This is a genomic window from Maribacter sp. IgM3_T14_3, from assembly GCF_049603095.1.
Lineage (GTDB): Bacteria > Bacteroidota > Bacteroidia > Flavobacteriales > Flavobacteriaceae > Maribacter.
The window spans coordinates 1,393,156-1,419,207 of record NZ_CP187138.1; the positions used below are offsets into that span (position 1 = coordinate 1,393,156).

Annotated in this window: 20 protein-coding genes; 3 read left to right on the top strand and 17 right to left on the bottom strand. The window is 35.6% G+C overall.

The window, feature by feature from the left end:
* Nucleotides 1-146 precede the first annotated feature (146 nt).
* Nucleotides 147-827 carry a head GIN domain-containing protein gene (locus tag ACPF9A_RS06335; protein ID WP_424002693.1) on the top strand — a complete coding sequence of 227 codons (681 nt, stop codon included), beginning with the start codon at nucleotides 147-149 and terminating at the stop codon, nucleotides 825-827.
* On the opposite strand, the gene ACPF9A_RS06340 is transcribed toward ACPF9A_RS06335, so the two are convergent.
* The 8 genes from ACPF9A_RS06340 to ACPF9A_RS06375 form a co-directional block, all read right to left on the bottom strand.
* The gene (locus ACPF9A_RS06340; protein WP_036156737.1) at nucleotides 828-1,010 is read right to left on the bottom strand and encodes a CPXCG motif-containing cysteine-rich protein; all 183 of its coding nucleotides are present in this window, start codon (nucleotides 1,008-1,010) and stop codon (nucleotides 828-830) included. It abuts the gene before it with no gap.
* A gap of 6 nt (nucleotides 1,011-1,016) precedes the next feature.
* Entirely contained in the window at nucleotides 1,017-1,685 is a 669-nt protein-coding gene (locus ACPF9A_RS06345; RefSeq protein ID WP_424002695.1) for a hypothetical protein, read from the bottom strand.
* Nucleotides 1,686-1,742: 57 nt separating this feature from the next.
* Nucleotides 1,743-3,107, bottom strand: coding sequence for a TolC family protein (locus tag ACPF9A_RS06350; RefSeq protein ID WP_424002697.1), 1,365 nt, complete (start codon nucleotides 3,105-3,107; stop codon nucleotides 1,743-1,745).
* Nucleotides 3,107-6,394, bottom strand: a complete 3,288-nt coding sequence (locus ACPF9A_RS06355; protein WP_424002699.1) for an efflux RND transporter permease subunit — start codon at nucleotides 6,392-6,394, stop codon at nucleotides 3,107-3,109. The genes ACPF9A_RS06350 and ACPF9A_RS06355 overlap by 1 nt, the downstream gene beginning before the upstream one ends.
* On the bottom strand, nucleotides 6,394-7,524 hold the full coding sequence (locus ACPF9A_RS06360; RefSeq protein WP_424002701.1) for an efflux RND transporter periplasmic adaptor subunit: 1,131 nt from the start codon (nucleotides 7,522-7,524) through the stop codon (nucleotides 6,394-6,396). The genes ACPF9A_RS06355 and ACPF9A_RS06360 overlap by 1 nt, the downstream gene beginning before the upstream one ends.
* A gap of 429 nt (nucleotides 7,525-7,953) precedes the next feature.
* A complete protein-coding gene (locus ACPF9A_RS06365) occupies nucleotides 7,954-8,838 on the bottom strand; it encodes a leucine-rich repeat domain-containing protein (protein WP_424002703.1) in 885 nt (294 codons plus the stop codon).
* Nucleotides 8,839-9,050: 212 nt separating this feature from the next.
* Nucleotides 9,051-9,926, bottom strand: a complete 876-nt coding sequence (locus ACPF9A_RS06370) for a leucine-rich repeat domain-containing protein (protein ID WP_424002705.1) — start codon at nucleotides 9,924-9,926, stop codon at nucleotides 9,051-9,053.
* A gap of 162 nt (nucleotides 9,927-10,088) precedes the next feature.
* Entirely contained in the window at nucleotides 10,089-11,999 is a 1,911-nt protein-coding gene (locus ACPF9A_RS06375) for an ABC-F family ATP-binding cassette domain-containing protein (RefSeq protein ID WP_424002707.1), read from the bottom strand.
* 140 nt (nucleotides 12,000-12,139) lie between these two features.
* On the opposite strand from ACPF9A_RS06375, the gene ACPF9A_RS06380 reads away from it, so the two are divergent.
* Entirely contained in the window at nucleotides 12,140-12,535 is a 396-nt protein-coding gene (locus ACPF9A_RS06380; RefSeq protein ID WP_424002709.1) for a DUF983 domain-containing protein, read from the top strand.
* Here the strand turns inward: ACPF9A_RS06380 and ACPF9A_RS06385 are convergent.
* The 9 genes from ACPF9A_RS06385 to ACPF9A_RS06425 form a co-directional block, all read right to left on the bottom strand.
* The gene (locus ACPF9A_RS06385) at nucleotides 12,525-13,568 is read right to left on the bottom strand and encodes an NAD(P)/FAD-dependent oxidoreductase (RefSeq protein ID WP_424002711.1); all 1,044 of its coding nucleotides are present in this window, start codon (nucleotides 13,566-13,568) and stop codon (nucleotides 12,525-12,527) included. The two genes, ACPF9A_RS06380 and ACPF9A_RS06385, sit on opposite strands and share 11 nt — an antisense overlap.
* 99 nt (nucleotides 13,569-13,667) lie before the next feature.
* Nucleotides 13,668-14,555: a gliding motility protein GldN gene (gldN, locus tag ACPF9A_RS06390; RefSeq protein WP_424002713.1), complete on the bottom strand. Its 888-nt coding sequence runs from the start codon at nucleotides 14,553-14,555 to the stop codon at nucleotides 13,668-13,670.
* 64 nt (nucleotides 14,556-14,619) lie between these two features.
* A complete protein-coding gene (gene gldM / locus ACPF9A_RS06395; protein WP_424002715.1) occupies nucleotides 14,620-16,179 on the bottom strand; it encodes a gliding motility protein GldM in 1,560 nt (519 codons plus the stop codon).
* A gap of 57 nt (nucleotides 16,180-16,236) precedes the next feature.
* The gene (gene gldL / locus ACPF9A_RS06400) at nucleotides 16,237-16,896 is read right to left on the bottom strand and encodes a gliding motility protein GldL (protein WP_424002717.1); all 660 of its coding nucleotides are present in this window, start codon (nucleotides 16,894-16,896) and stop codon (nucleotides 16,237-16,239) included.
* A gap of 83 nt (nucleotides 16,897-16,979) precedes the next feature.
* Nucleotides 16,980-18,344: a gliding motility lipoprotein GldK gene (gene gldK, locus ACPF9A_RS06405; RefSeq protein WP_424002719.1), complete on the bottom strand. Its 1,365-nt coding sequence runs from the start codon at nucleotides 18,342-18,344 to the stop codon at nucleotides 16,980-16,982.
* Between the two features lie 121 nt (nucleotides 18,345-18,465).
* The gene (locus tag ACPF9A_RS06410; RefSeq protein WP_424002721.1) at nucleotides 18,466-19,623 is read right to left on the bottom strand and encodes a formimidoylglutamase; all 1,158 of its coding nucleotides are present in this window, start codon (nucleotides 19,621-19,623) and stop codon (nucleotides 18,466-18,468) included.
* 59 nt (nucleotides 19,624-19,682) lie between these two features.
* On the bottom strand, nucleotides 19,683-22,187 hold the full coding sequence (gene topA / locus ACPF9A_RS06415) for a type I DNA topoisomerase (protein ID WP_424002723.1): 2,505 nt from the start codon (nucleotides 22,185-22,187) through the stop codon (nucleotides 19,683-19,685).
* A 213-nt stretch (nucleotides 22,188-22,400) separates the two neighbouring features.
* On the bottom strand, nucleotides 22,401-23,666 hold the full coding sequence (locus tag ACPF9A_RS06420) for an LVIVD repeat-containing protein (RefSeq protein WP_424002725.1): 1,266 nt from the start codon (nucleotides 23,664-23,666) through the stop codon (nucleotides 22,401-22,403).
* Nucleotides 23,667-23,724: 58 nt separating this feature from the next.
* Complete coding sequence (locus tag ACPF9A_RS06425) at nucleotides 23,725-24,453, bottom strand: hypothetical protein (protein ID WP_424002727.1); 729 nt, start codon at nucleotides 24,451-24,453, stop codon at nucleotides 23,725-23,727.
* A 150-nt stretch (nucleotides 24,454-24,603) separates the two neighbouring features.
* Between ACPF9A_RS06425 and miaB the strand changes: the two genes are divergently transcribed.
* Nucleotides 24,604-26,049: a tRNA (N6-isopentenyl adenosine(37)-C2)-methylthiotransferase MiaB gene (gene miaB, locus ACPF9A_RS06430; RefSeq protein WP_424002729.1), complete on the top strand. Its 1,446-nt coding sequence runs from the start codon at nucleotides 24,604-24,606 to the stop codon at nucleotides 26,047-26,049.
* Nucleotides 26,050-26,052: the final 3 nt, after the last annotated feature.

A 26,052-nucleotide genomic window follows, 5' to 3' on the forward strand; every position in this document is an offset into this window, starting at 1 on the left:
AGGAAGGTAACGAGAAGCTAGCGTGTTCAAAGGGTTTTCGACTGCGCTCAAACTGACATTTTAAGCAAAAAGAGTTTCAAATAATAGCTGTTGTGGTACATACCCATTTGTACCTTAACTTTGTATTACCTAATAGCCAACACTACATGAAATCTATTCTTTTATTTGTTTTAATTTTCTGTTCTACCTTGAGCAGTTTTGCTCAAAACAACGCGACTATTCCGTTAGCTAAATTTTCTGAACTTAGAGTCTACGATAGGATCAGTGTTACCCTGGTTAAAGGTGATGAGAACAAAATTGAAATTCTGGCGGTTGATAAGAAAGATTTAAGTATCACTGAAAATGATGGGCGATTGCGTCTAAAAATGTGCTCGGGAGAGTCTGTTTTGAACACTATTTTACATCTAAAATTATACTACACCGAAGCTCTGACCGTTATCGACGCCAATAAAAACTCTAGAATCATCTCAACAAATTTGGTTAAAGGCAACACCTTAACTATTGATGCTCAAGATGCAAGTACCATTACCCTAAATATTGCTTACAACGACATTACCGCTAAATGCTTGAGTGGTAGTGAAATTAAACTTTCTGGTACGACTACCGATCAAGATGTAACCATTAACACGGGTGGTAAATTATTGAATAAAGGATTGAAATCTAAAAACAGTACCGTAATTGTATTATCTGGCGGTAGTGCCGAGGTATATGCGAGCGAGTCGGTCGTGGCAAAGGTAAAAGCTGGCGGATTTATTACGGTATACGGTAATCCGAAATCGGTAGATAAAGATGATACTTTTGGTGGTAAAATTGCAATACCGGAGTAACTACTGCTCTATACTCTGAACATCAAAACCGATCAGTTCATTATCTTGAAACTGCGGAGTAACCTCTATAGGGTTACAACACACTTCGCAATCTTCTACATAGGTCTGTTGTGAAATCGATGGGTCGAGAAGCATAGATACTTCTTCCCAGCAATACGGACATTGAAAATAATGCTCGAACATATTAATTTATGCTTTCAATTCTTTTGCAAGCTCTTGTAATGTAAGAGACTGTATTAAATTACCTCCATTAGACGTAAAAATGGTTTCATGACCCAATTTTAAGGAAAGAATATCTTCATCTGTATCTAAATGGATATCATCGGCATTGACATTAATTTCTTCAAGCTTTACATCGAAACGCTTCTTTAATGTAATTAAATTGCTGTGTTTGCTTAATTCGAATCCGTAGAAATCGAATAGTCGTTTTAATCCGCTGAAAAAACTGATTCCTATAAAAACTAAGCCTGCCAATGCAAATTTATATGCCAAAGTGAATACATCTAACTCATCACCATTTATAAAAGTATATACCAAGTTTATGCAGCCATAAATACCCAAAAAGAATACCAATAGACCCACTAGAACAGCAAGAACATCAGTAAGCAATGCTTTTGTAGTTCTGGTTATCGTTAGCCCATCTGCAGTTGTATTTGCTTGAAACCCGAAGTCTTTTAAATATACTAGATTATTTATTTGAGCTAATTTATTGGCAATTGTAGTTTCTAAACCGCTTAGATCTACAACAACAGCACGTTTCTGCAACTCGTCTTGTAAACTTAACTGCGCTTCGAAAGTGAGTAATGAATGTTGATCCAGAATCTCTATAAGCTCGCTATTTGTTTTATCGCTATACATGTTATTCTCTAATTAATTTAATCGATTATCGAGATTAAAAACTACAAGACTTATTTCTTACAATTCTATATTCAATAACTGCCCCGTAAGCTGCAATAATTGAAGTTCTGCCAACTTTGCATCGTACTTCGCCAAATTCTTATTGGTCTGTGCATTCAACAGATTTATTTGTGCCTGCCTAAATTCTATCGATGTTATACTACCTATTTGAAATTGCTCTTTTGAACGTTCAAAATTGTTTTGGTTCGTAAATACATTCTGCTCTTGAATCTGATAAATCTTTAAAAGATTTTCATATAATGCCATAGCATTCTGCATATCTCTATTTACTTCTAACTCAATCTGCTTACGCAATAATTCTTGGTTGGCATACGTAATTTTTGCATTCTTGACACCCACTGTGGTACTACCACCATCAAAAAGATTCCATGTAAGACTTGCTCCCAACGAAACACTATTTGCAATTGAATTGGTACCCGGAAACACAGCACCAGTTAAAAAAGCCGATGGTGCATTTTGGTTTCTATTCCACCCATAAGAACCAGTTAGATTCATAGTTGGCAGATACCCCGATTTGCTCACTTTAATATCATAATCATTAATACTCAAGTTCGATTCTGTCTGTAGCACGGCAACGTTATTGGTTATTGCCTGATCCATATACTCTACAATTTGAAACTTAGGTAAAAAGACTATAGTGGTATCTACAGCATATTGCGAATTCAAATCTTGGTTCAACACCACGTTTAAATCGCGTTTTGCATTTGCCAATTGTTGCTCTGTATTCAACAAATTAATGCTATCATTGGTCATGTCTACCTGAGCATTCAATATATCTAATTTGGTATTTTGGCCATACTCAAAAGCATATTCTGAACGCTGAATTCTATCTGTAGATATTTCTAATGCCTGTTTTTGTACATTTTTATTTTCGGTCAATCTAGCGATTTCAAAATACACACTAAACATTTGAATCATGGTATTCTCTATAGTTTCACGCGCCTGCAACGTACTTAAATTGTATTGCTCTTTTAACCTTTTATAATTATAGAACCTACCCATACCATCGAACAATGTATAGTTAAGATTTAAGGCCGCATTATATCGTTGACTTTCGGCATTATCTATTTCAATATTTGATCGACTACTACCATCATCATTAAATTGACCTGGAAATTCGGTTGTTGTATTATTGGTATTATACGTTGCACCAGCGGTACCGTTCAATGTCGGCAAATACCCTGAATTTAAAATACTGGCATTATTCTCGGCGATATCTACTTGACCTTTTGCAATCTCAATGCCGTAATTATTCTCTAAGGCTTTTATAACCGCCTCTTCTTTTGACAATGTTCTCTCTTGTGCAAAAATTACACAAACAGGTAGAAATACTAATAATATGATGAATCTAACTTTACTCATTATAACTTATCTATATTCTTATTTGGGTGTGAACCACCTTCAATTTTCCCTTGATGACTATTATCATCAATTGCATGCTGCGAGTGACCTTCTAAATGGGCTGCTTCTTTTCTTTCTTTAATCGCTCTTTCTACTTCTTCTTTCGTAATCTTATGACCCGAAGCAAAAGAAAGATTCTGTGCTTTTAAGTTGTTACTGAACGACAAGAACAATGGCAACATCAATAAAGTTAGCACCGTAGCGATCCCAATACCATAGGCTATAGAAATTGCCATCGGTTTTAAGAACTGTGCTTGTCTACTGGTCTCTAACATTAATGGTGCTAAACCTGCAATAGTTGTTATCGATGTTAAGAAAATAGCTCTAAATCTTGATTTACCTGCTTCAAAAATGGCATTATCAAAGGTCATACCTTCTCGTAAATTCGAATTGAATTTACCAATGAGCACCAGACCATCATTCACCATAATACCAATCAATGCGATAATACCTAATATGGAAAGTACGTTTATTGGGAAATCGTGGATCCAGTGGCCCCATGCTACCGCCGTAAAGCTAAATGGTACTAACAATAATAACATTAATGGCTGACTGAAACTTCTAAACGTAAATGCAATAGTAATGTAGATTAACAATATTACCGTGAAACCTACCAATTTCAAAGAGCCTACCAATTTCTCCAACTCCCTATTCTGACCTTCATAAGATGCACTTACTGTCGGATATTTAGACTGTATCTCTGGCATGTGTACATTCTGAATTTCGGTCATGATTTCCGTCGGACTATCCTTAACATCTTTCATATCGGCAGAAATTTGAATTTCACGCCTACCCTCTAAACGGTTGATTGCTACATCGCCACGTACAATGGTATAATCTGCAATTTCACTTAAAGGAACACGATCACCTGTCGGAGTTACAATACGCATATCATCTAAATTAGATATCGACGAACGCTCATCTCTGTCGTAACGTACCCAAACCCTGATCTCATCTTGAGAGCGCTGAAAACGTTGTGCCTGTACCCCGAAGAAACCTGCACGAACCTGAGTCATTATTGCTTGTAGATCTAAGCCCAATAAATAGGCATTCTCTTTTAATGTAAGACGAATTTCCTTTATACCCGCTGGATCATTATCTGAAATATCTTTTAACCTCGGATTCTTGGTCAATATTCCCTTTAATTCTGCCTTTGCAGCTTTTAACTGTTCTATGTTATTACCCAGTAAAGAAACCGAAACCGGCGACCCACCAAAGTTACCACCAGAACCATAGATCAAACTTTCTACACCCAACACCGGACCAACCAATTTTTCTAATCTACTGGTTACCATTTCTGATGAGATTTCGTTTGGCCTTTCTTCACCTGGCAACAAGTTAATAACCAATTCTGCCGACGATGAACCCGGACCTAATCTTCGAATCATATTCTCGAAAACATCTTTATCTGACCCCACCATATATTCCTCTGTCAATTCTTTATTGACAATCATGGCTTTTTGTTCTATTAAAGAGATAATAGAATCTGTAATTTTTTCATTGGTACCATTTGGCATCTCTAATACGATACCTACCCTATCACTAGCAATTCTTGGAAAGAAGGCGGTTCTAATTATACCACCACCGACTGAACCTAAAGTTAAAATGAAAGCAGCGGCAAATACCGAGAACATAAATATTTTGTGGTTCATCGAGAAGCGCAGTACTGGCGTATACAATTTATCACGCATCCATACCATTAATCTATCGCCAAATTCATTGACAACCCTAAGTTTGGCAAACGCATTTGCGAATCCGCTTTTCGGCTTATTATCAATTGGCTGTAATGCTTTTGAATGCGCCAAGTGAGCTGGTAATATGACCAAAGCCTCAACCAACGATACTACCAGTGTTAGAATAACAATTACTGATACTTCGCCAAAGAACTCACCAATTCTACTATCTAAGAACAAGAATATTGAGAACGCCAATATGGTTGTTATAATTGCTGATATAATTGGCGGCAGAACCTCCATAGTACCATCCACAGCTGCTTGTACAGGAGATTTTCCTTTTTCGTAATGCTGATAGATGTTTTCTGCGATAACGATACCATCATCTACCAAAATACCGATAACGATAATCATACCGAACAACGAAAGTACATTGATGGTAACATCGAAGAAACCTGCGAAAACGAACATCCCTAAAAATGCTACAGGTAAACCAAAAGCAACCCAAAATGCTAATCTTGTATTTAAGAACAATGACAAGAAAATCAACACCAACACCATACCCATTATGGCATTTTCAGTTAATAACTGTGTTCTTTGATTTAATGTTATAGACTGGTCAGATACCACATCTAACTTAATATTATTATACTTTTGGTTGAATTCAACCACGTATTCATTTACTTGATCAGCAGCAGCGATTAAATCTTCATTATTGGTACTGGTTATCGTTGTACTTACCGATAAATTACCATTGAAATATGTTGCGTTTGGCGATTCGGCAAAACGATCTCTAACATTAGCTACATCTTTTAACCGAATTACATTACCCGACTGATCTGCACGAACAACAAGGTTGCTCAACTCACTACCATAATAAGAACGATTATTGGCACGTATTAAATACTCTTCTGCATCAGTTTTTATATTACCACCGGTTACCAATATATTGGCTTTACCTACAGCATTTGCCACTTCTGAAAATGATAGACCGTAGGTTAATAGGTCATTCTCATTTACTGCAATTTCTATTTCTTCATTCGGGAAACCAGAAATCTGTATTTGAGAAATACCTTCCATTGCCCTTAGGTCATTTTCAATATCTCTACCTACACTTTTCAATGTTGCTAACGGAATGTTTTCACCGCTAATAGCAAAAGAAATTGTTTGACGAACAGTTTCTAGAACAGAAACAATTAAAGGCTCCATACCTGTTGGAAAAGTAGGTACTCTATCGACCGCATTCTTAACTTCTAAAAGCATGAAATCGATATTCTCGCCTTTTTCGATCTCTACGTTAATAGTACCACTATTCTCCCTAGAAGTAGATGTAACACGATCAACACCTTCAAGACCTTTTAAGTTATCTTCTATCTTTAGAACAATACCTTCTTCTACCTCTTGTGGCGAAGCACCAGGATAAGTAATCGTAATTGCAATGTTCTTAGAATCCGTCAACGGAAAGTAAGAAGACTTCAATGCTTTAGCTCCTACAATACCAAACAAGGCAAAAGAGATAACTACAACATTAACGGCAACATGATACCGAATAAAATATTCTATCAGTTTACGCATTATTCTTTTATGTTTTCTGGTTGTTCAGAGTAGATTTTTACTGCCATACCTGTAAAAGCACCACTAATTGGCTTAGATACAATGCTAAGTCCGTCTGGCACATTTCTTAGTACTACACGCTTATCTGAGAAATAAATAGGATCAACATCTATCATATCCAATACAGAATCTCTGACAACGAAAATTTTATTTCCTTCTAAAAGTAATCCTCTATCAACTTCAATAGCGTTCTCCTCTTTTTTAGCATCTAAATCTGCCTCTAGGTACATACCCTCACGCAAATTTTTACCATCGACCTCTATGTAAGCATTTACAGTTTGTGTTAACTGATCGATACTACCACTAATTCTGGTCACTTTACCTTTATACTTACTATTGTCATCTAGATTGGTCAATTCTACAGACTCGCCTACTTTAAGTAAATCAGTATAGCGTTTGCTAATAGCAACTTCAAGTTCGTAAACTTCTGTATTAATGAATTCTCCTAGTTTTTGCCCTGATCGCACCAAAGTACCTTCGGTAACCAAAGTCTCAGTCAATACACCCGAAAATGGTGCAGCTATTCGGTATTTAGATAAACGTTGCTCTAAATTTTTAACATTGTAAAAACTGGTTATGATACCTCTACCCGATATAAAAAACTTCTCTTTCTCTGTAGCCATTTCTGGAAGTGGCGGAGTAGTTTTCGACATATCGAAGTTTGAAAGATAATTTTGCCACTTAGAATAGATATCTGGATAGTCTAATCGTAAATCGGGCATTACAGCCGTTAATTGATTGAAAAGATTACTCTTTGCAGATTGTACGCTCGCCGCGTACTCATTTGCATCGATGCTTATAATAGTTTCGCCTTTACGAAAAGCCTGCCCTTCTTTAAATAGCTTACTTCCTTTTTTAAATACACCCTGCACCTCAGCATATAACTCTACACGTTGCTTCGCGGTCAGATTACCATTTGCAGATACTACAATTGGTACCGTACCGTTTTTTACTACCTCTGTAAAAACAGTTTTCACTACTTTCTCAGATTTGGGTTTAAAAGTTTTTTTACTATCAATAATATACCCTGCTAAAAAAAAGGATACTACAATTAGTAAAATACCTAGAACGGTAAAAATAATTTTTCGCATTTTATTATAATTTATAAGCGTATTTCGAAAACACAGGATCAAAAATACTTTTTAATGTCCTTTAAACTTTGCCCTAATTAAATGAAACGTCCAAATTCAATAGTGAAACGACTTTGATCCTATTTCAGTTTAATAGACCTCCATTTAAAGGGACTACATTCAACTAATACATTGCTCCAAAACCGAAAAAAAATACATCAGTATAACACGTAACATTTATTGAATTGTTAAATGAGCCTGTGTATTTTAAATAGACTTTAACTAGAAAATTTTGGAAATCTGTAATTCAATCGCGAAACTACAAAAAAACATATCTGGCATTGAAGATAGCAATGGTTAAAGTAATCATAAAAAATGCCATGTTAGCTATTTTTACCCCATAAAAAAAGGGATGCTTTCGCATCCCTTTTTTTTATAATAGCTTACTACTTAATTTCGTTTTACATCTTCGTATTTGTTATCTACTAAACGTGTTCTACTCGCCTCATTCGTACCAAATTTCATATTCAAAAATTCATCGTCACTATCAAAAACCGCTAATTTTGAACTCTGTAATCTTAACAGGGAGTTCAACGACCTAAAGTCATTACCCTGTAATTGTACAAATTCAAGATTACTTAAAGTTGCCATACCGCTCGGCAAGTCACCTTGAAACTGATTATACGAAAGAATCAATTCTTTTAAATTTACTAAACGACCAAGGTCAACTTCTATGACCCCAGCCAATTTATTACCGAACAACTCTAATCGCTCTAATTTATGCAGCTTTTCAATAGACTTCGGTAAGCTACCTTCTAAATAGTTACTTGATAGGTTTAAGGACTTTAGATTAGAAATATCGCCTATACCATTAGGTATTTCGCCCTGCAACAGATTATTGAACATGGACAGCTCTTCTAAACTTGTCATTTTAGAATAATCTTGAGGCAAAGACCCTTTTAGCTTATTCATTTCTAACTTTAATGATGTTAATGCTGCTAATTGAAATATATCTTCTGGCAATTCGCCCTCTATAGTATTAAAAGCTAGATTTAAAGTTTTTAATTCTGAAAGGATAGAAATTCCGTCAGGTATAGAACCCTTCAGATTATTACGGTACAATTTTAAAGCGGTTACATGACCGTCTTTTATTTCTACACCGTACCATGTTGATGGGTCTTCTTGAAGATTCCATTTATTTTGCCATTGTTCACCAAGTGTACTTTTATTGAAATCTAATAGGTATTGTTTCTCTGTTGAAGGTATTTGAGCATTGACCATAAAACTACTGGTCAACATGAGAATCATGCAAGCATAGGTTAAAACATTTTTCATACTGAAAAAATTTAATTGTTTGGGGGAACTATATTCATACCATTTACACTACTTTCCTGATATTCAAATGTAGTAGAGTAAAAAGTACTTTTATTATAACGTGCAAAAAATACATTTATGATACATTACTAGTGAAAATGCGTAAAAACAAGAAAGAGATGCTGTTCAACATCTCTTTCTTTCACCAAACTAACTAAAAGTGTAAACTACTCTTACTCTTCTATATCTTCGAACTTCGTGTCGGCCATTCTGGTCTTACTGAAGTTAAGGTCTTTAAATTCTAATTTTCTATCTTCTTTATCATAATCAAAAACTAAATACTCTTTCGTTTCTAAAAACTCTAAAGCTTTAAAAGAACTGAAATTGTTATTCTGAATTTGAAATACTTCTAAACTTGCTAAATCGGCAAACTCATTTGGTATTTCACCGATAAGTCTGTTGTTCGCCAAAACCAATTCTTTCAACTTACTTAGTTTACCCATATCTCTTGGTATAGCACCTTCTAATCTATTTTCGAATAGACCTAAAGTTTCTAATTGAGATAAAGCACCTAATGAACTTGGTATATCACCATAAAACTCATTACTAGAAAGGTTTAATACTTTTAAACCTGTTAGGTTACCTACCGTTGCAGGAATTTCACCAGTGAAAAAATTATTAAAAGCCGAAAGTTCTTCTAATTGTAACAAGCTGCCAATGCCTTCTGGAAGCTGACCATTAAGTCTGTTCATTTCTAGCTTCAATACTTTCAAATTAGAAAGCGTAGTTATTTCTATAGGTAAAGCTCCTGTTAGTGAATTGAACGCAAGGTTCAACACTTTGAGGTTTTGTAAATTTCCTATTTGCGAAGAAATAGATCCCATTAAATTATTATGGAACAAATTAATTTCTACAACCTGATCATTTTCAACAGTAACACCGTGCCATTGAGAAACCGGAGCATTTAAATCCCATTTCTTTACCCAATGATTACCGTTGGTGGTTTCGTAGAAATCAATTAAGGCTTTTTTCTCCTTCTTTGATACTTCTGCAAAACAAATTGTTGTCAGAAATAATAGACTGAAACTTAAATAGTATAGTTTTTTCATAATGATGGTGGTTTGAGCAACTCTTTAAACTAAGAATTATCCTACAAATTTGAACTAATAACGGTAAAAACTAAAATTTTATCGTTGACTGACCGCTCTATGTTGTAAAAGTTACAGATTATGTTGTGAAACCTCAAAAAACGTATGTGAAGCAATTACTTATTACCCCAGCGATTCAATATCTATCGTAAGAATTTCCCAGTTCTGCATCAATGTTTCCAGCTTTTTCTTTTTAGCTTGATAGCCATCGAAAAAATTAGGCTTTGCAATAGTAGCGTCATAGTCTACCAATAACTTGTGATCTATTTCTTTAATTTCTTTTTCAAGACTACCGATTTTACTTTCCACAGAACTCAATTGGTTTTTTAAGCTCTTCATCTTTTTCTGGTCTTGAAAAGAATTCGTTGATTTTGGTTTTGCCTTTTCGACCACGACCGCTTGCTTCTTTTCTATAGCCCTAAAGTTTTCGACCTTACGTTGCTCTAAATAGAAATCGACATCGCCTAAATACTCCCTAATCTTTTGATCTTTGAACTCGTATACTTTGTTGGTTAACCCTTGTAAAAAGTCTCTATCGTGAGATACCAAAATTAAAGTTCCCTCGAAATTTAAACAGGCTTGCTTAAGTACATTTTTCGATTTAATATCTAAGTGGTTGGTAGGTTCATCCATCACCAATACATTAAAAGGCTGCAATAACATTTTAGCCAAAGCCAAACGGTTACGCTCACCACCTGACAGTACTTTTACGTACTTATCTACTTCATCGCCTCTGAACAAAAATGAACCTAAAATATCTCTTACCTTGCTTCTATTCTTTTCATTTGCTGCATCGATCATGGTATCTAAAATGGTTTTATTACCATCTAAATACTCCGCCTGGTTTTGAGCAAAATATCCTATTTGTACATTATGCCCCAATTTTAAATGACCTTCATGCTTTAATTCACCGACAATTATTTTTGCCAATGTAGACTTACCTTGACCGTTCTGCCCCACAAAAGCAGTTTTAGTATCACGCTCAATAAGAAGGTTAATATCGTTTAAGACTAAATTATTACCATATGCTTTTGATAGATCTTCTATTTCTACCACCACTTTACCAGGAACAACAGAAATTGGAAAACGCAGACTCATAACACTATTATCATCTTCATCGACCTCTATACGCTCAATCTTATCTAATTTCTTTATTAAAGATTGCGCCATTGATGCTTTGGTCGATTTTGCCCTAAACTTCTCAATTAGCCTTTCTGCCTGCTGTATCTCTTTCTCTTGGTTCTTTTGAGCGTTTACCTGCTGTTGTTTTATCTCATTTCTTAAAACAAGATATTCGGTATATGGCTTATTATAATCGTATATACGACCTAATGAGATTTCAATCGTTCTGTTAGTAACATTATCCAAAAACATTTTATCGTGAGATACGATTACCACTGCACCTGTATAATTGTTCAAGAATTGTTCGAACCAAATGATAGATTCAATATCTAAGTGGTTGGTAGGCTCATCGAGTAGTAAAACGTCATTAGTCTGCAATAATAATTTGGCAAGCTCTATACGCATACGCCACCCACCTGAAAAGGTTTCGGTCTTTTTATCGAAATCTTCTCTTCTAAAACCTAACCCTTGTAGAATTTTTTCTGTCTCACCTTGGTAATTATATCCCCCTAATATTTCATAATGATGAGAAACATCATTAAGGTCTATAATTAGCTGACTGTATGATTCTGATTCGTAATCGGTTCGCTCTGCCAATTGATGGTTGATTTCATCTAATTTTAGCTCTAAGGCTTTTATCTCTTCAAAAGCTTGGTATGCTTCATCTAAAACTGACCGACCTTCAACGAAATCAATATCTTGTCTTAAAAAGCCAATTTTAATATCTTTTTCTATGGCAATAACACCGGTATCTAATGGCATATCTTTGTTGAGCAATTTCAACAATGTCGATTTACCTGCACCGTTTTTACCTACTAGCCCTGCTCTATTTCCTCCATTTAATCGAAAAGATATTTCTTCAAATAAATATTCTCCTCCAAAAGAGACTGATAGGTTGTGAACGTTTAACATAAATTCTAATTATTCTAGTGTTTTCTTAAAAGCAAGGCATACTTTACCTAGGTAACTTTTAAGTTAAATTTATCTTTATAACTGCAGATTTCTAAGTTTAAAAATGTCTCAAAATCGTACCTTGGTATAAAGTTTTGCAAATGTTAAAAAAAGGAAACAAACTCTACAGCATTTTAACAGGAAGTTGCCCAAGATGTCATGAAGAAAGCATGTATTTGGACGAAAACCCGTACCATATGGGTAAAATCTTTAAAATGCATGAAAGATGTAGCCATTGTGACCTTAAATATAAAATAGAACCATCTTTCTTTTATGGTGCTATGTATGTCAGTTACGGAGTCGGAATTGCATTTGCCGTTGCAGCATTTGTTATCGCCTATCTTTTTCTAGGCGCTGGCTTGATAGAAGCGTTTATTGCTATAATTATTACTCTTATTGTATTTATGCCGGTAATTATGAGGGTATCTCGTAACATATGGATCAATATGTTTATAAAATACGATGCTAAGGCTACCTCAAAAAGTCTTAATTCGTAGCAAATCGCCCTATATTCATTTCCTCTAATAACGGAATTTGATGTTCTATATGCTCGTAAAGCGATTTTGCCGCCCAAGGTGCTATGGTAATACCATGAGATCCAAAACCATTCAATACCCATAAATTGGCATACTTGGGATGTTTACCCACTAAAGGTCTTCTATCTTTTACGGTAGGACGCATACCTGCCTCGTGATCAACTATTTCATACGGACAATCTAAAAGGCTACCTAGTTTATCTGCGAGCTCAATTTTAGCCCTTTCGGTAGTAGTATTATCTTTTTGATCTCTATTATACGTTGCGCCTATCTTATACAAATCATCGCCTAAAGGAATTAAGAAAATGGAAGATTTGATTATTCTAGTTTCCTTAAGCTCTCTAGCCTTAATAACGATGTATTCCCCTTTTGAACCTTGCATAGGCAAATGGTTGAAATACGGATTTTGCATCATACCAAAACCCTCGGTAAACACGATGTGTCTAGCTTTTATATTTTGATAACTTACAAACTCTTGTTCAACTATAAGTTGACTATAATCGAATGTAGCAGTATACAACTTGTTTTCTTTTTCGAGCCACTTCGTGTAGCTATTAAAAAATAACTTGGTATCTAACTTACCCGTTTCTAATACTTTACCAAATTGGTGCGCTGCTTTGAGCGAGGTATTCTCATTATTCACCAATTTTGTATCTAAATATGGCCTCAGCTTTTCTTTATCAGCTGCTTCAAACCATAAATTTTGCTCTTCTATAGAGGCAAATTTTCGAAGCACATTCAACTTTTCATCAAACGTTACCTTCAAAAAATGCTCTAATTGGGTATAAAATTCGGTGGCTATCGGTAGTTGCTCGTCTGCTCGCCAAGAAAGTGTAAATCGTTTTAAAATAATAGGATTATACAAACCGCCTGCCACACGAGACGATGTTTGCGATTGGTCATTAAAAACAACAAATGTCTTATTATTTCTACGCAAGTTTTCGCAAAATGCGGTACCCGCCAACCCTAGCCCTACTACCATATAATCTACCATGGCGCAAAGGTAATGACAATTGTAGAAAACATAATATAAAAACAAAAGACCCAATCTTTCGACCGGGTCTTTATGATATGAATTGGATTTTCAGTAAGCTTAGTAAGCCCACATGTCTTGTTCCTTATCTCTAATTGTCTCTTTAATTCGTTTTGCTTCCAATAATTGGAACAAAGCATTATCAGAAATGTAATCGTCAACTTTTCTGTCGCCTTGTACGTTATCTTCTTTATAAATAACGGCATCGAATCTTCTTGCATTCAACAACATGTCGAAAGAAATAGGCTGAGCTGAATTCTGTTGGTTAAAAACTTTTGCTTCGTGTAACATTTCACGAGCATCTGGGTACCATACCCAAAAAAGCTCTACCATATCTGGATTGTCATCATCCATAAAGTTTACATCTGGTGCAACTGGAGCAATACCTAAAAGACGGTATTTTAATTCTCCTTGTCTCTTATCGAAATACCAAATTCCTTTCACGTGATATTCTTCAATATCAGCTGCAGAAATATTTCTACGAGTAATGTACTCTTCAGAAACAGTTTCACCTGCATTCATTTGCTCATACCCGTAATCAAGAGTATCAACCATTTGCAAGGCGTCTTTTAAATCGTTAAAAGACCTTTTTTTAGTGAAATAAGAATCTGTATAAGTTTCTAATTTTCCACTTTTTAAATTTTTAATTAGAACGTGGTATAAAGACCTTCTATCTGGGCCAATATCCATAGTATCTGTTGGATAATATAATGGGAAGTTAACTCTCTCATCTAAATCTATGGTTTCCCATAATGTTTTAGACCAAAGGATATCCCTATCATCTACATAACCATATTCTAACGGAGCATCGTTATCGACAGCTTTCTGAGCTTCTGTACGAACACCAACCTCATCGGGTTTCTTTGCATTCAATACATTTGCTTGGGCCATCATTGATAAAGGTAACATCGTTACCGCTCCCATTACTAAAACATTTTTCCAATTCATGTTTGCTTCACTTTAAAATTAACCGGGCAAGACCAAATGGCTTACCCGGTATCATTCTATTTATTTAGTTTGTAATCTCCACAACTACTGGAGATACTTTTTTCAACTTGTAACTTTTATTGTTTGTGATAAACGCTTCGATATCAAATATTTGAACGATATCTCCTCTTTTAGCACGTGATAAAGCTTGTTTTGCTTTAGCATCCATCTTATTTCCTCTTACAGAAACAGTTGGTTGACCTGGCACTTTAAATTTAAAGCCGCTTACTGCAAGGTTTAAATCAAAATCAAAGTCTTCTAAGCCAGCACCGATCGTAGCGATCTCAACATTACTTTTTGGAAGTTTAATACTACCGGTTTGCTTACTTACACTACCTTCTGGTCTTGGAATATCTTTAATTCTGAATTCAGAGTTAGATGATACTGACTGACCGTCAGGTAAAGTACCTGAAGCTGTAATAGTAACGTTTCTACCAGTACCTGGTGTCATTACATAACTACTACCACTAACAGCCTTAAGACCTGGAGCAGATGCTCTTACTTTATTATTTGGTATACCTGGTATAGATATAGACATTGGGTTAGCAACACCTCTATATACAACATTCATTTTATCAGCAGCAATTAAAGCAGCATTTGGCTTTGATATAGTTGCGAATGAATTTTTAACCTCAACAGGAATTTCTTCACCATCTTGCTTGAAGTAGATAGTACCTTTTACTTCATGGTCACCAGCAGAACCAGAACCAATCAACATTTTAACACCACCAGCTTCTAATTTATAATCAGTACCTTCAGTTAATTTTCTACCATCTAAAGTTAACTCAGCTTTTACCGGAGTAGAAGAGTTATCAGTTTTGCTGATAATAATCTTACCATCATACTTCTCACCTGCATAGTATGCAGATTTAGTAGAAGAAAGTGAAGTTGCGAAGTTCTTTAAAGAAACTTGGTTAGTCAACTCACCTGCTAACATAGATTTCAAAGCTGCTTCTTCAGTCATTTTAACGTCAGCTTGTAACTGAGTTAATTTTGCTAAAGATGCTACTAAAGGATATCCTTCATAGTGATAGTTGATCCAATCTTGTTTGGTACCGTCTCTTTTTTCAACTTTACCATTTTCATCTCCTGTTTGGAAACGATCGATAACAGATTGCTTTAAAGCTTTAGGCACTATTGCCGCAACTTGATCTCTATAACCAGTTAGGTTACTCATGAATTTTTTACCGTCTTCTGATAAAGTTTCCCCTTGGAATAATTTCTGATCTAAATAATCAGCCATATCCATACGAGCATAATCTTTAGGATCTTCGATCCCTTCCATCATACCTGTCTTAAGTCCTTCTAAGTAATCATAATACTCTTGAGACATTGCTTTAATCTGTTGAGCATTCTTGTACAGCTTATCATACTTAGCTGCATCTTCAGATGCTTTAGTTTCCAGACTACCTAAGAACGCTTCGTTACTTGCCGTTGTCATTGCGTTTGAAGTCTCTAGCTTTTCATTCATTATACCGAATGCGGCTAATACCTCTTTACTCATGTTTAATGCCAGCATTGCGATGAAGATCAAATACATTAAGTTGACCATCTTCTGACGTGGTGAATTTTTTCCTCCTGCCATGGATTTGTTTTTTTAGATTTTAATTAATAATTGACTTGGGTTTTATTAAAATCCAATTTAGTTTTTACTACTCATTGCAGATAACATTCCACCATATACACCATTCAAAGAAGAAAGGTTTGTAGACAAAGATGCCATTTGATCTTTAAGTGCACTTGCATTTTGAACAACTTCTTCATTAACTGAAGCTTGTTTGCTAGCACTTTCTAATTGTACTTTATAAAGACTGTTCAAAGACTCCATTTGAGCTGCAGCATGAACCATTTCACTAGAATATTTCTTAGTAGATTCCATTGCATCAACTGTTGGAGCGATACCTTTAGCGGCACCTTCAAAGTTTTTAATGCTTGAACCTAAGCTTTCCATAAGACTTGCGTCTACACCAGCTTCTTTTAATAAATCATCTAATTTCTTAGATAAAGATGCTTCAGCTTCTTTAATTTCAGTTGCAGCTTGTGCTTTCTTAGGTGCTTTACCTTCACCACCAGCTAATTCTGGGTATACTAATGCCCAGTCTAGATCTTCATCTACTGGTTCGAACGCACTGATCGCGAAAATTAATGCTTCTGTAATAAGACCTATCGCTAAAAGAATACCACCATTTAATGGTCCTAACTCCCAGTGAAGAATTTTGAATAATGCACCGATAATTACAACTGATGCTCCTAGCCCGTAGGCCATGTTAAATAATTTTTTTGTGGATTTTGACTGTGCCATGTTTAATTTAATTTAAGGTTTAATAAAAAAGATTTGGTTAAAAAATGAATTTGAATTTATTATAAAACTGTTAATATTATTATTTATTGTGTGGAATCTTCCTCACCCATATAATCTTGTACTGTTCTGAAACCTATGTAACTACGCGCCGAATCAGCGTATTCGTAATCTCTTGTACTTACTTGTAAGAAGTAAGCTACATCTTTCCAGGATCCACCTCTAATAACTTTTCTAGTATTAGATTGATCACCACCGTTAGGGTTCATTGTTGATACGTAATCGTATGAACTTGGATCGTAACTTGAATTTGTCCACTCAGATACGTTACCGGCCATGTTGTACATATTAAAGTCATTAGGCTCGTAAGATTTCGCTTCTACTGTATATAAAGCAGCATCTGCGGCATAATCTCCACGTTGTGGTTTAAAGTTTGCCATAAAACAACCAGTATCACTGATTACATAAGGGCCACCCCATGGGTACGTACCACCTTCGATACCACCTCTTGCAGCATATTCCCATTCAGCTTCTGTTGGAAGTCTAAATTGATTAACGAATTGTCTATTACGACTCTTGTTATCATCATTTTTGAACTTCGTTCTCCAGTTACAGAATGCTTTTGCTTGTTGCCAGCTGATACCAACTACAGGATATTCGCTGTAGGCATCGTGCCAGAAATAATCATTGTGCATTGGTTCGTTATATGAATAAGAGAAATCTCTGATCCATACAGTAGTATCTGGGTATATCTCTACTTCTTCGGTACGAATAAAGTCTTTACGACTCTTATTCCCTTTTAAAGAAGCACGGGCAGCTGCCTCGATATCCATCCAACTATACTTATACTTTAAATTCTTAACGTTAATAGTACGTTGACCATTATATGACTCTTCTTCAGATAAGTAGATAGAATCCATAATTTCGGTATAATACTCATCTGGGTAGTCTGATGTGTCCCAAACTAGGTCTTCATCTTTGCTTAACGCTCTACCTTCGTAGCCCGTTTCACCCATACCTGAGTAATTATCTAACATATACTTATCGTATACAGATGCTCTTGTAGTATCTGCATCTTTAAATGCATAGTCACCAATACCGCCTTCTTCTGGGCCGATACCTAACTCATCAGCTAAAATGGCTAATTTGGTTCTAACGATAGAATCCTTTACCCATTCTACAAACTGACGATACTCACTGTTTGTGATTTCTGTATCATCCATGTAAAAAGAACGTACCGTAACTGTCTTAGTCGGCGCATTCAATAATTTTCCTTGATCTTCTTCACTCTTACCCATTATGAAAGAACCCCTTGGGATAAGTTCCATTCCATATGGTTTTTCTGGATACCACTTTTTTCCCTGGACTCCAGTTAGCTCACCTTTTTGCTTAGACCCACAACTTGTGAGTAAAAAAACAAACGCTATAGAGGATAACAATAGCTTCTTCATACTTTAGGTTAAATTTCGATTATGGTTTAAACTGAGAATACAATAATTTATTCTATCAACTAAAACTAGGTTTTATATAAAATATTGTATTAAAGTCTTTTTATGCTTTAAAAAAATAATGTTAATTAAAGCCTTTCTTATAGGCCTTGTACCACCTTTCTGGAATCTGCTGATTACATGCATCAATATAATCCTTCTCGGTGCAAGGTAATAACGCTGGTGTATGGCCTTTAGTATGTGAAGTGAAAATAGATGGGACTTCTGTCCACCATCTTTCTGTTAATAAACTTTTGTAGAATACCAATTCTTCGTCTTCGCTAGGTACATTATACTTAACAAAGTCATCGGTTTTGGTATATGGACTTTCTTTTATTCTAAAATTGATACCTTCTATGAAGTACCATATAATCTGTGCTATCAGCTGTTGCGACTGTACAGTATTCTCCATTTCGTACAAACCGAATACAGATACTTTATCGCTGATACCTGCATATCTAGAAATGGCACAGATTTCTCTGCCATTAAACCCGTTCGGAGAAAAATTGCCAGACATAGAAATTTCACTGGCCTTTACAGATCGTAAGTCTAAACTTACCATATGTGCATTTCTTAGTACTGGTTCTGCTAACGAAATATCATTTGCAACTTCACCAAGTCGATAAGCGTCAAAAAATAAACGCTCCATTAAATCTATTTCTTCTTGGGCGTTAAAATAACTTTGATAGCCAATATTCGAAAAATTAAAAAGGTTATTAGGCTTATCGGTTATGATCTTACTCATATAAGAATGCGAAGAAATAAGCTCATCTTCGATCCCGAAATCGAACCTACTATCTACTGCAACCAGGTTGATCATATCTCTAATACCATCAAAAGCTCTGTATGCAGGGTAGGTAATATCTTGTGTCGCCCCTAAAATGATAGGAATAATATCTTCTTCTAAAAGACCGGCTACTACTTCTTTGACCACAAAATAGGTGTCATTTACCGTAGCGCCCTCTTCAATATCACCTAAATCTACAATGGTGGCATTCCAGTTTCCTATTAAAAGCTTGTAGAATTGTAATCTTATAGCAGAGACATCTAACTTCTCATGCTTCTTTTCATAGGCATTTCGAGATTCTCTAACCCCTACTATGGCAACGGTAGCATTTGCCAATACAGGCAAACCATCCTTTTCTGTATGTATATAGGTGTTTTTACCGATAGATTGACTTGGCAATAACTCATTATGAGCTAGAACTTTATCCGATACCGGAACTAAAAAATCAAAGGCCATTTATTAAAGGTTTTTAGAAATCATAAGAATACTGTACTGATCTTTGACCTAAAATTAAATTACTTTTTTGACTTAGGTTTAGCTTTTGCCTTTTTCTTTACAGTTTTTTTCTTCGGAGTCTTTGCCTCGATCAACTTCTGAGCTTCTTCTAAAGTCATTTTAGTAACATCGACAGTTTTTGCCAATTCTACCTTTATTTTACCTTTTAAGACATTATGACGACCCCATCTCGCTTTTTCGATACGGATGCCTTCTTCTTCCCAGTTTTGTATAACCTTAACTATTTCTTTTTGCTTTTTGACCTCGATAAGTTCTATAACGTCGTCATTTGATAACGTATCAAAATCGTACTTTTTGTTCACATTAATAAACATACCGTTCCACTTAATGAACGGTCCAAATCTACCGGTACCTTTAGTAACCTCCATGTCTTCATACATGGCAATTGGCGCATCGGCTTTCTGTTTTGCTACAATAAGTTCTATTGCCCTATCCATTTCAATTTCAAAAGCACTTTCGCCTTTATCCATAGAAATAAATTTCTCTCCGAATTTTACATATGGTCCAAATCGACCTACATTGGCCAATACTTCCTCACCTTCATAAACTCCTAATTTTCTTGGTAGTTTAAAAAGATCCATTGCCTCTTCGTACGAAATGGTATTCAGTGATTGCTCTGGTAATAAACTTGCGAATGTTGGTTTCTCTTCATCATCAACAGTACCTATTTGAACCATTGGGCCGAATCTACCTAAACGCACAGAAACTTGTTTTCCGCTTTTAGGATCTTTACCTAATATTCTTTCTCCGCTTGCACGTTCGGCATTTTCTTCTACATCTACCACATTCGGATGAAAATCTTTGTAGAAATTCTTCATCATCTTCTTCCAGTCTTCATCACCAGAAGCTATTTCATCAAAATCTTCTTCGACCTGTGCAGTAAAATTATAATCTAAAATATTGGCGAAATTTGTGACTAAGAAATCGGTAACGATTATACCTATATCTGTTGGCACCATTTTACCTTTATCTGAACCTACATTTTCTGTCAGGTTCTTTTCTTCTATTTTATCTGCCGCCAATACCAATTGCTGATATTTACGCTCAGTACCTTCTATAGTACCTTTTTCAACATAACCTCTGTTAAGAATGGTAGATATTGTTGGTGCATAAGTAGATGGTCTACCAATACCAAGCTCTTCTAATTTCTTAACCAAAGATGCTTCTGTAAATCTATATGGTGCTCTTGTAAAACGTTCTGTCGCTGAAATATAATTATTCAACAAACGCTCACCTTCTTTCATGGCAGGTAACATGCCTTCTTGTTCTTCGGCAATATCTTCATCATCTACACCTTCCATGTACACTTTCAAGAAACCATCGAACTTTATAACCTCACCATTTGCAGTAAATTCTTCTGAATGTTTACTCGCCTTAATTTTTACGTTGGTACGCTCTAACTGAGCATCGCTCATTTGAGAGGCAACCGTACGTTTCCATATTAAGTCGTACAATTTAGATTGATCACGTTCTAATGATGGAGATTGATTATCCATCTCAGTTGGTCTAATTGCTTCGTGTGCTTCTTGAGCGCCTTTAGACTTACCTGTAAAATTTCTTGTTTCGCTATATTCTTTACCGTAGTTCTTTTCTATGGCTTCTTTTGCAGATGTCAACGCTTCGTTAGAAAGGTTAACACTATCTGTTCTCATGTACGTAATTAAACCCGCTTCGTATAAACGTTGGGCGACTTGCATGGTTCTACCTACAGAGAAATATAATTTTCTTGATGCCTCTTGTTGTAAAGTAGAGGTTGTAAACGGTGCAGATGGTGATTTCTTGGCAGGTTTTCTATCTAACTTACTTACCGAAAAATTAGCAGCTTTATTCTTTTCTAAAAATGCTTTTGCTTCTTTTTCTGTGTCGAAAGTTTTATTCAGCTTAGCCGAAAAAACACTGCCTTCTTCTGTTTGAAACTCTGCCGCAATCTTAAATGACGCTTGTGGCTCAAAACCCTCTATATCTCTTTCTCGCTCAACAATTAACCTTACGGCTACAGATTGAACACGACCGGCAGAAAGACCCGGTTTAATTTTTTTCCAAAGCACTGGCGATAATTGATACCCAACCAAACGGTCTAATACCCTTCTTGCCTGTTGTGCATTTACAAGGTTGTAATTTATTTCCCTCGGATTTTCAATTGCTTTTTGAATAGCAGCCTTTGTAACCGAGTTGAAAACGATACGTTTTGTCTTCTTCTTGTCTAAACCTAGCTCTTCGGCCAAGTGCCAAGAAATAGCCTCACCCTCTCGATCCTCATCACTCGCGAGCCATATCGTTTCTGCTTTATCTGCAAGACTTTTAAGCTTTTTCACTAAAGCTTGCTTATCTTTATCTACGATATATTTCGGTGTGAAATCGTTCTCGACATCTACTCCCAGCTCACTTGAAGGTAAATCGGCAATGTGACCAAAGCTCGATTCAACCTTAAAATCTTTTCCCAAAAACTTCTCTATAGTTTTTGCCTTTGCAGGAGACTCAACAATTACTAAATTTTTCGCCATCAACCTTGTTTATACTTACAAATGTATACTAAAAATTAAACTTTGGAATTTCAGGAATTTATTTTTTCCCATATTTCAATAGAGTTTAGCCAATAAATTGAAATAATTCATGATTATTATATAAGCTATATCACAAGCCACAAACCAATTAGGACACTGAAATAAAAAAAGGGAAGCTAAACTAGCTTCCCTTTTTTTAACCTATTATTATTCTTACAATTGAAAGGTACTTAGCAACCTAATGTCATTATCAACATATTCATATTGATACAATGTGCGATCACCGATCATTAATAATGATGATGCCAACGGTATTACATCATAAGCAATGATATCTTCGAAAGTATTGACCAATGTTATATTTGGCGCAGCTGTTTTATCATACACCTTTAAGCCCGAATCTCCATCACATATAAATAAGGTATTGTTTTTAATCCCTAATCCGTTTGGGCCATCCATCGGGTAAATTACTTTTAATTCCGGATTCTCAAGATTAGAGATATCGATCACATACAATCCACTTTCGGTATTTCCACAGAAACCTCCTCCTTTTAGAGTTACGTAAGCATAATCGCCATCGACAACGACTGGGTCACAAGCGGTACCATGTCTAAACTCTGAAATAAATTCGGGATTTTCAGGATCTTCTATTCCATAAATATACATTCCCTGGGCACCACCAATAAATAAAATATCTCCCTGACTATAAATCGTTTCAATATCCCAAGCTACTTGAACATCATCTAAAACTTTTACATCTTCGGCATCGGCAATATTAAAAATATTGATATTACTATAATCTACTACATATAAATAATCGCCTATGATTTTAAAACGTGCCAAAGACCCGCCTTGACCTGTGCTTGGCTGCGGACTATCATTAAAACTTTCAGCAGAATCTACAAGACAACTATCACAATTGTACCTAGACTCATACTCTTCTACCGATCTTCTTTCGGTGTTTACCTCCCAGCCTATAACAATATCTCTACTATAATCGATATCGCCATATTCATAAAAATCTGCCTGAGGATATTCTATATTCGAAAGCCATACATCATTATTATATATGGCATTCACGATCCTGCTTTGAATGGTAATATTTGTAATATCTGATATGTCAAAAATTACCAAATCGCCATAACTATCGGCATACAGCTTATCGTCTTTTATAGAAATATCGAAGTTGCCTTCTAACTTTATAAAAGCAATACTTTCTGGTGCTGACGGATTCTTATTATCCAAAACATGAAGACCTAGATTTATATCATTTACAAAAATATAGTCTTGGTAAGCATATATTTTACCTGACGAAACAATTGGTATAGGATCAACTACATCGACAGCTTCTGACTTAAACGATATTGCATCTTGCACGATTGGTCTTGCCACTAAGTAATCTTCATACGGACCATCATCATTACACGAAACAAATGCAGATAATGCAATATCACAAAAAAGAAAAACAAAATTCTTCATGGTATATAATTTTACTGGTTGCAATTATAAGATGAAGAAACACGTAATAGTTGCGTTATCAATAGTTTGAAATTTGTTCTACAGCGTTAAAACCAACTCCGTCTTTATACATATAATAGGTAGGCACTTTACCAAGCATTGCTGTAAACAATACTCCTACACAACATAAAAAAATGCCTAGTTGTGCTACAAATGCCGAAATGATCACTAAACCAAATATGACCAACCAGTTTTTATTACCCAAGGTAAAACTAGCCTTCACCATTTCTAACGGAGAAAGATCATTCGAAAATGCCAAAAATGCCGGAATCAATGAAACCGGAACCATAACATAGAACATACCAACACCACAGGCAAGTGCCCCTAGAATCGAGAGTCCGATTGTATACAAAGCAAGAATAAAGACCTTACCTAAACGCCCTTCTTTGAAGAAGTAGAAGTAATCATCGCCAGATTCTTTTCCCAAATCTTTTTCTCTACACATCTTTAAAAATGCTGCATTTAATGCCAAAGCAAAAGTGGCGATCCCAATCGCAAAAACAGGAAAAAGAATAGCCATTGGTGGCAACTCATTATGCTGAAGTGCCTCTGGATCAGTTAAACCCAAAGCGATCATAGGTATGTACAAAACAATATAAAATGGGAGTATTACAACGAATGTCAAGAGCAAAATAATAAAGCCCTGCAACCATACCTTTTTAAAAAGGTCTATAGACCTACTGAATATGGTACCAAATTCTAAATCTGGTTTCGTCTTAATGTGCTGCGTCAAGTTTTCTAAATTCATAAGTATCGGTGGTTATAATTGGTGATAAAACTAAATAATTTTGGTGTAGAAAGCATAAACAAACCCTAAATAATCATGTCATCTTGTCATATTTTTGATTATAATAGTATCTTTGCCATCCAAAATATTTTATTGCAACGTATTTTAAAAATGGAGAAAACCATAGACGAAAATGTGCAGGGCACAACTTTGGTAGTTGAAGGAAAAGAAGTGAACAAGCGTAATCTCTACATTGAGAGTTACGGTTGCGCCATGAACTTTGCCGACAGTGAAATTGTAGCATCTATATTAGCGACCGAAGGTTTTAACACCACCCAAACGTTAGAAGATGCCGATTTAGTACTTGTAAACACGTGTTCTATTCGAGATAAAGCAGAACAGACGATACGCAAAAGATTAACAGAGTATAATAAGGTAAAAAAAACGAGGCCACATTTAAAAGTCGGTGTTCTTGGTTGTATGGCCGAACGTCTAAAAGACAAGCTTTTAGATGAAGAAAAAATAGTAGACATGGTCGTTGGGCCAGATGCCTATAAAGATTTACCCAACTTGATAAAAGAAGTTGATTCTGGTAGAGATGCGGTAAATGTTATTCTTTCTAAGGATGAAACTTACGGCGATATTGCACCTGTAAGATTAAATACAAACGGAGTGACAGCTTTTGTTTCTATTACCAGAGGATGTGATAATATGTGTACATTTTGTGTTGTACCATTTACCAGAGGTCGTGAGCGTAGCAGAGACCCACAATCTATTTTAGTAGAAGTAAAAGAGCTTTCTGAAAACGGATTCAAAGAAATTACGCTGCTGGGACAGAATGTAGATAGTTACTTATGGTATGGTGGCGGACTCAAGAAAAATTTTGAGAATGCTTCTGATATGCAAAAAGCAACGGCAATCGGCTTTTCTAAACTTTTAGAAATGGTCGCATTGGCAAATCCAAAAATGCGTATTCGTTTTTCGACATCGAATCCGCAAGACATGACTTTGGAGGTGATTAGAACCATGGCCAAGCATAAAAATATTTGTAACCACGTTCATTTACCTGTACAAAGCGGTAGTAACCGTATTTTAAAGGCAATGAATCGCTTACACACCATCGAAGAGTATTTTGAACTGACAGATGAAATTAGAAAAATTCTACCTGGCTGCTCTATTTCTCAAGATATTATTACCGGATTCCCTACAGAAACAGAGGAAGACCATGCGGCTACTTTAAAAGCCCTAGAGCATGTTAAGTATGATTTCGGATTTATGTATTCATATTCTGAAAGACCTGGCACCATGGCCGGTAGAAAAATGGAAGATGATGTACCTGAAGCTACAAAGAAGAGACGCCTTTCTGAAATCATTGCTTTACAGAGAAGTCACTGTCAGTTTAGAACAGAAAAGCATGTCGGTCAAATTCAAGAGGTTTTAATAGAAGGAACTTCTAAAAAATCGGAACACGAATGGAAGGGAAGAAACACGCAAAGCACCGTAGTAGTGTTTCCGAAAGAAAATTACAAGGTTGGTGACTTTGTAAACGTACAAATTAACGACTGCACTTCTGCAACCTTAAAAGGTGTTGCTGTTGGGTATTCTGACAATAACTAAATT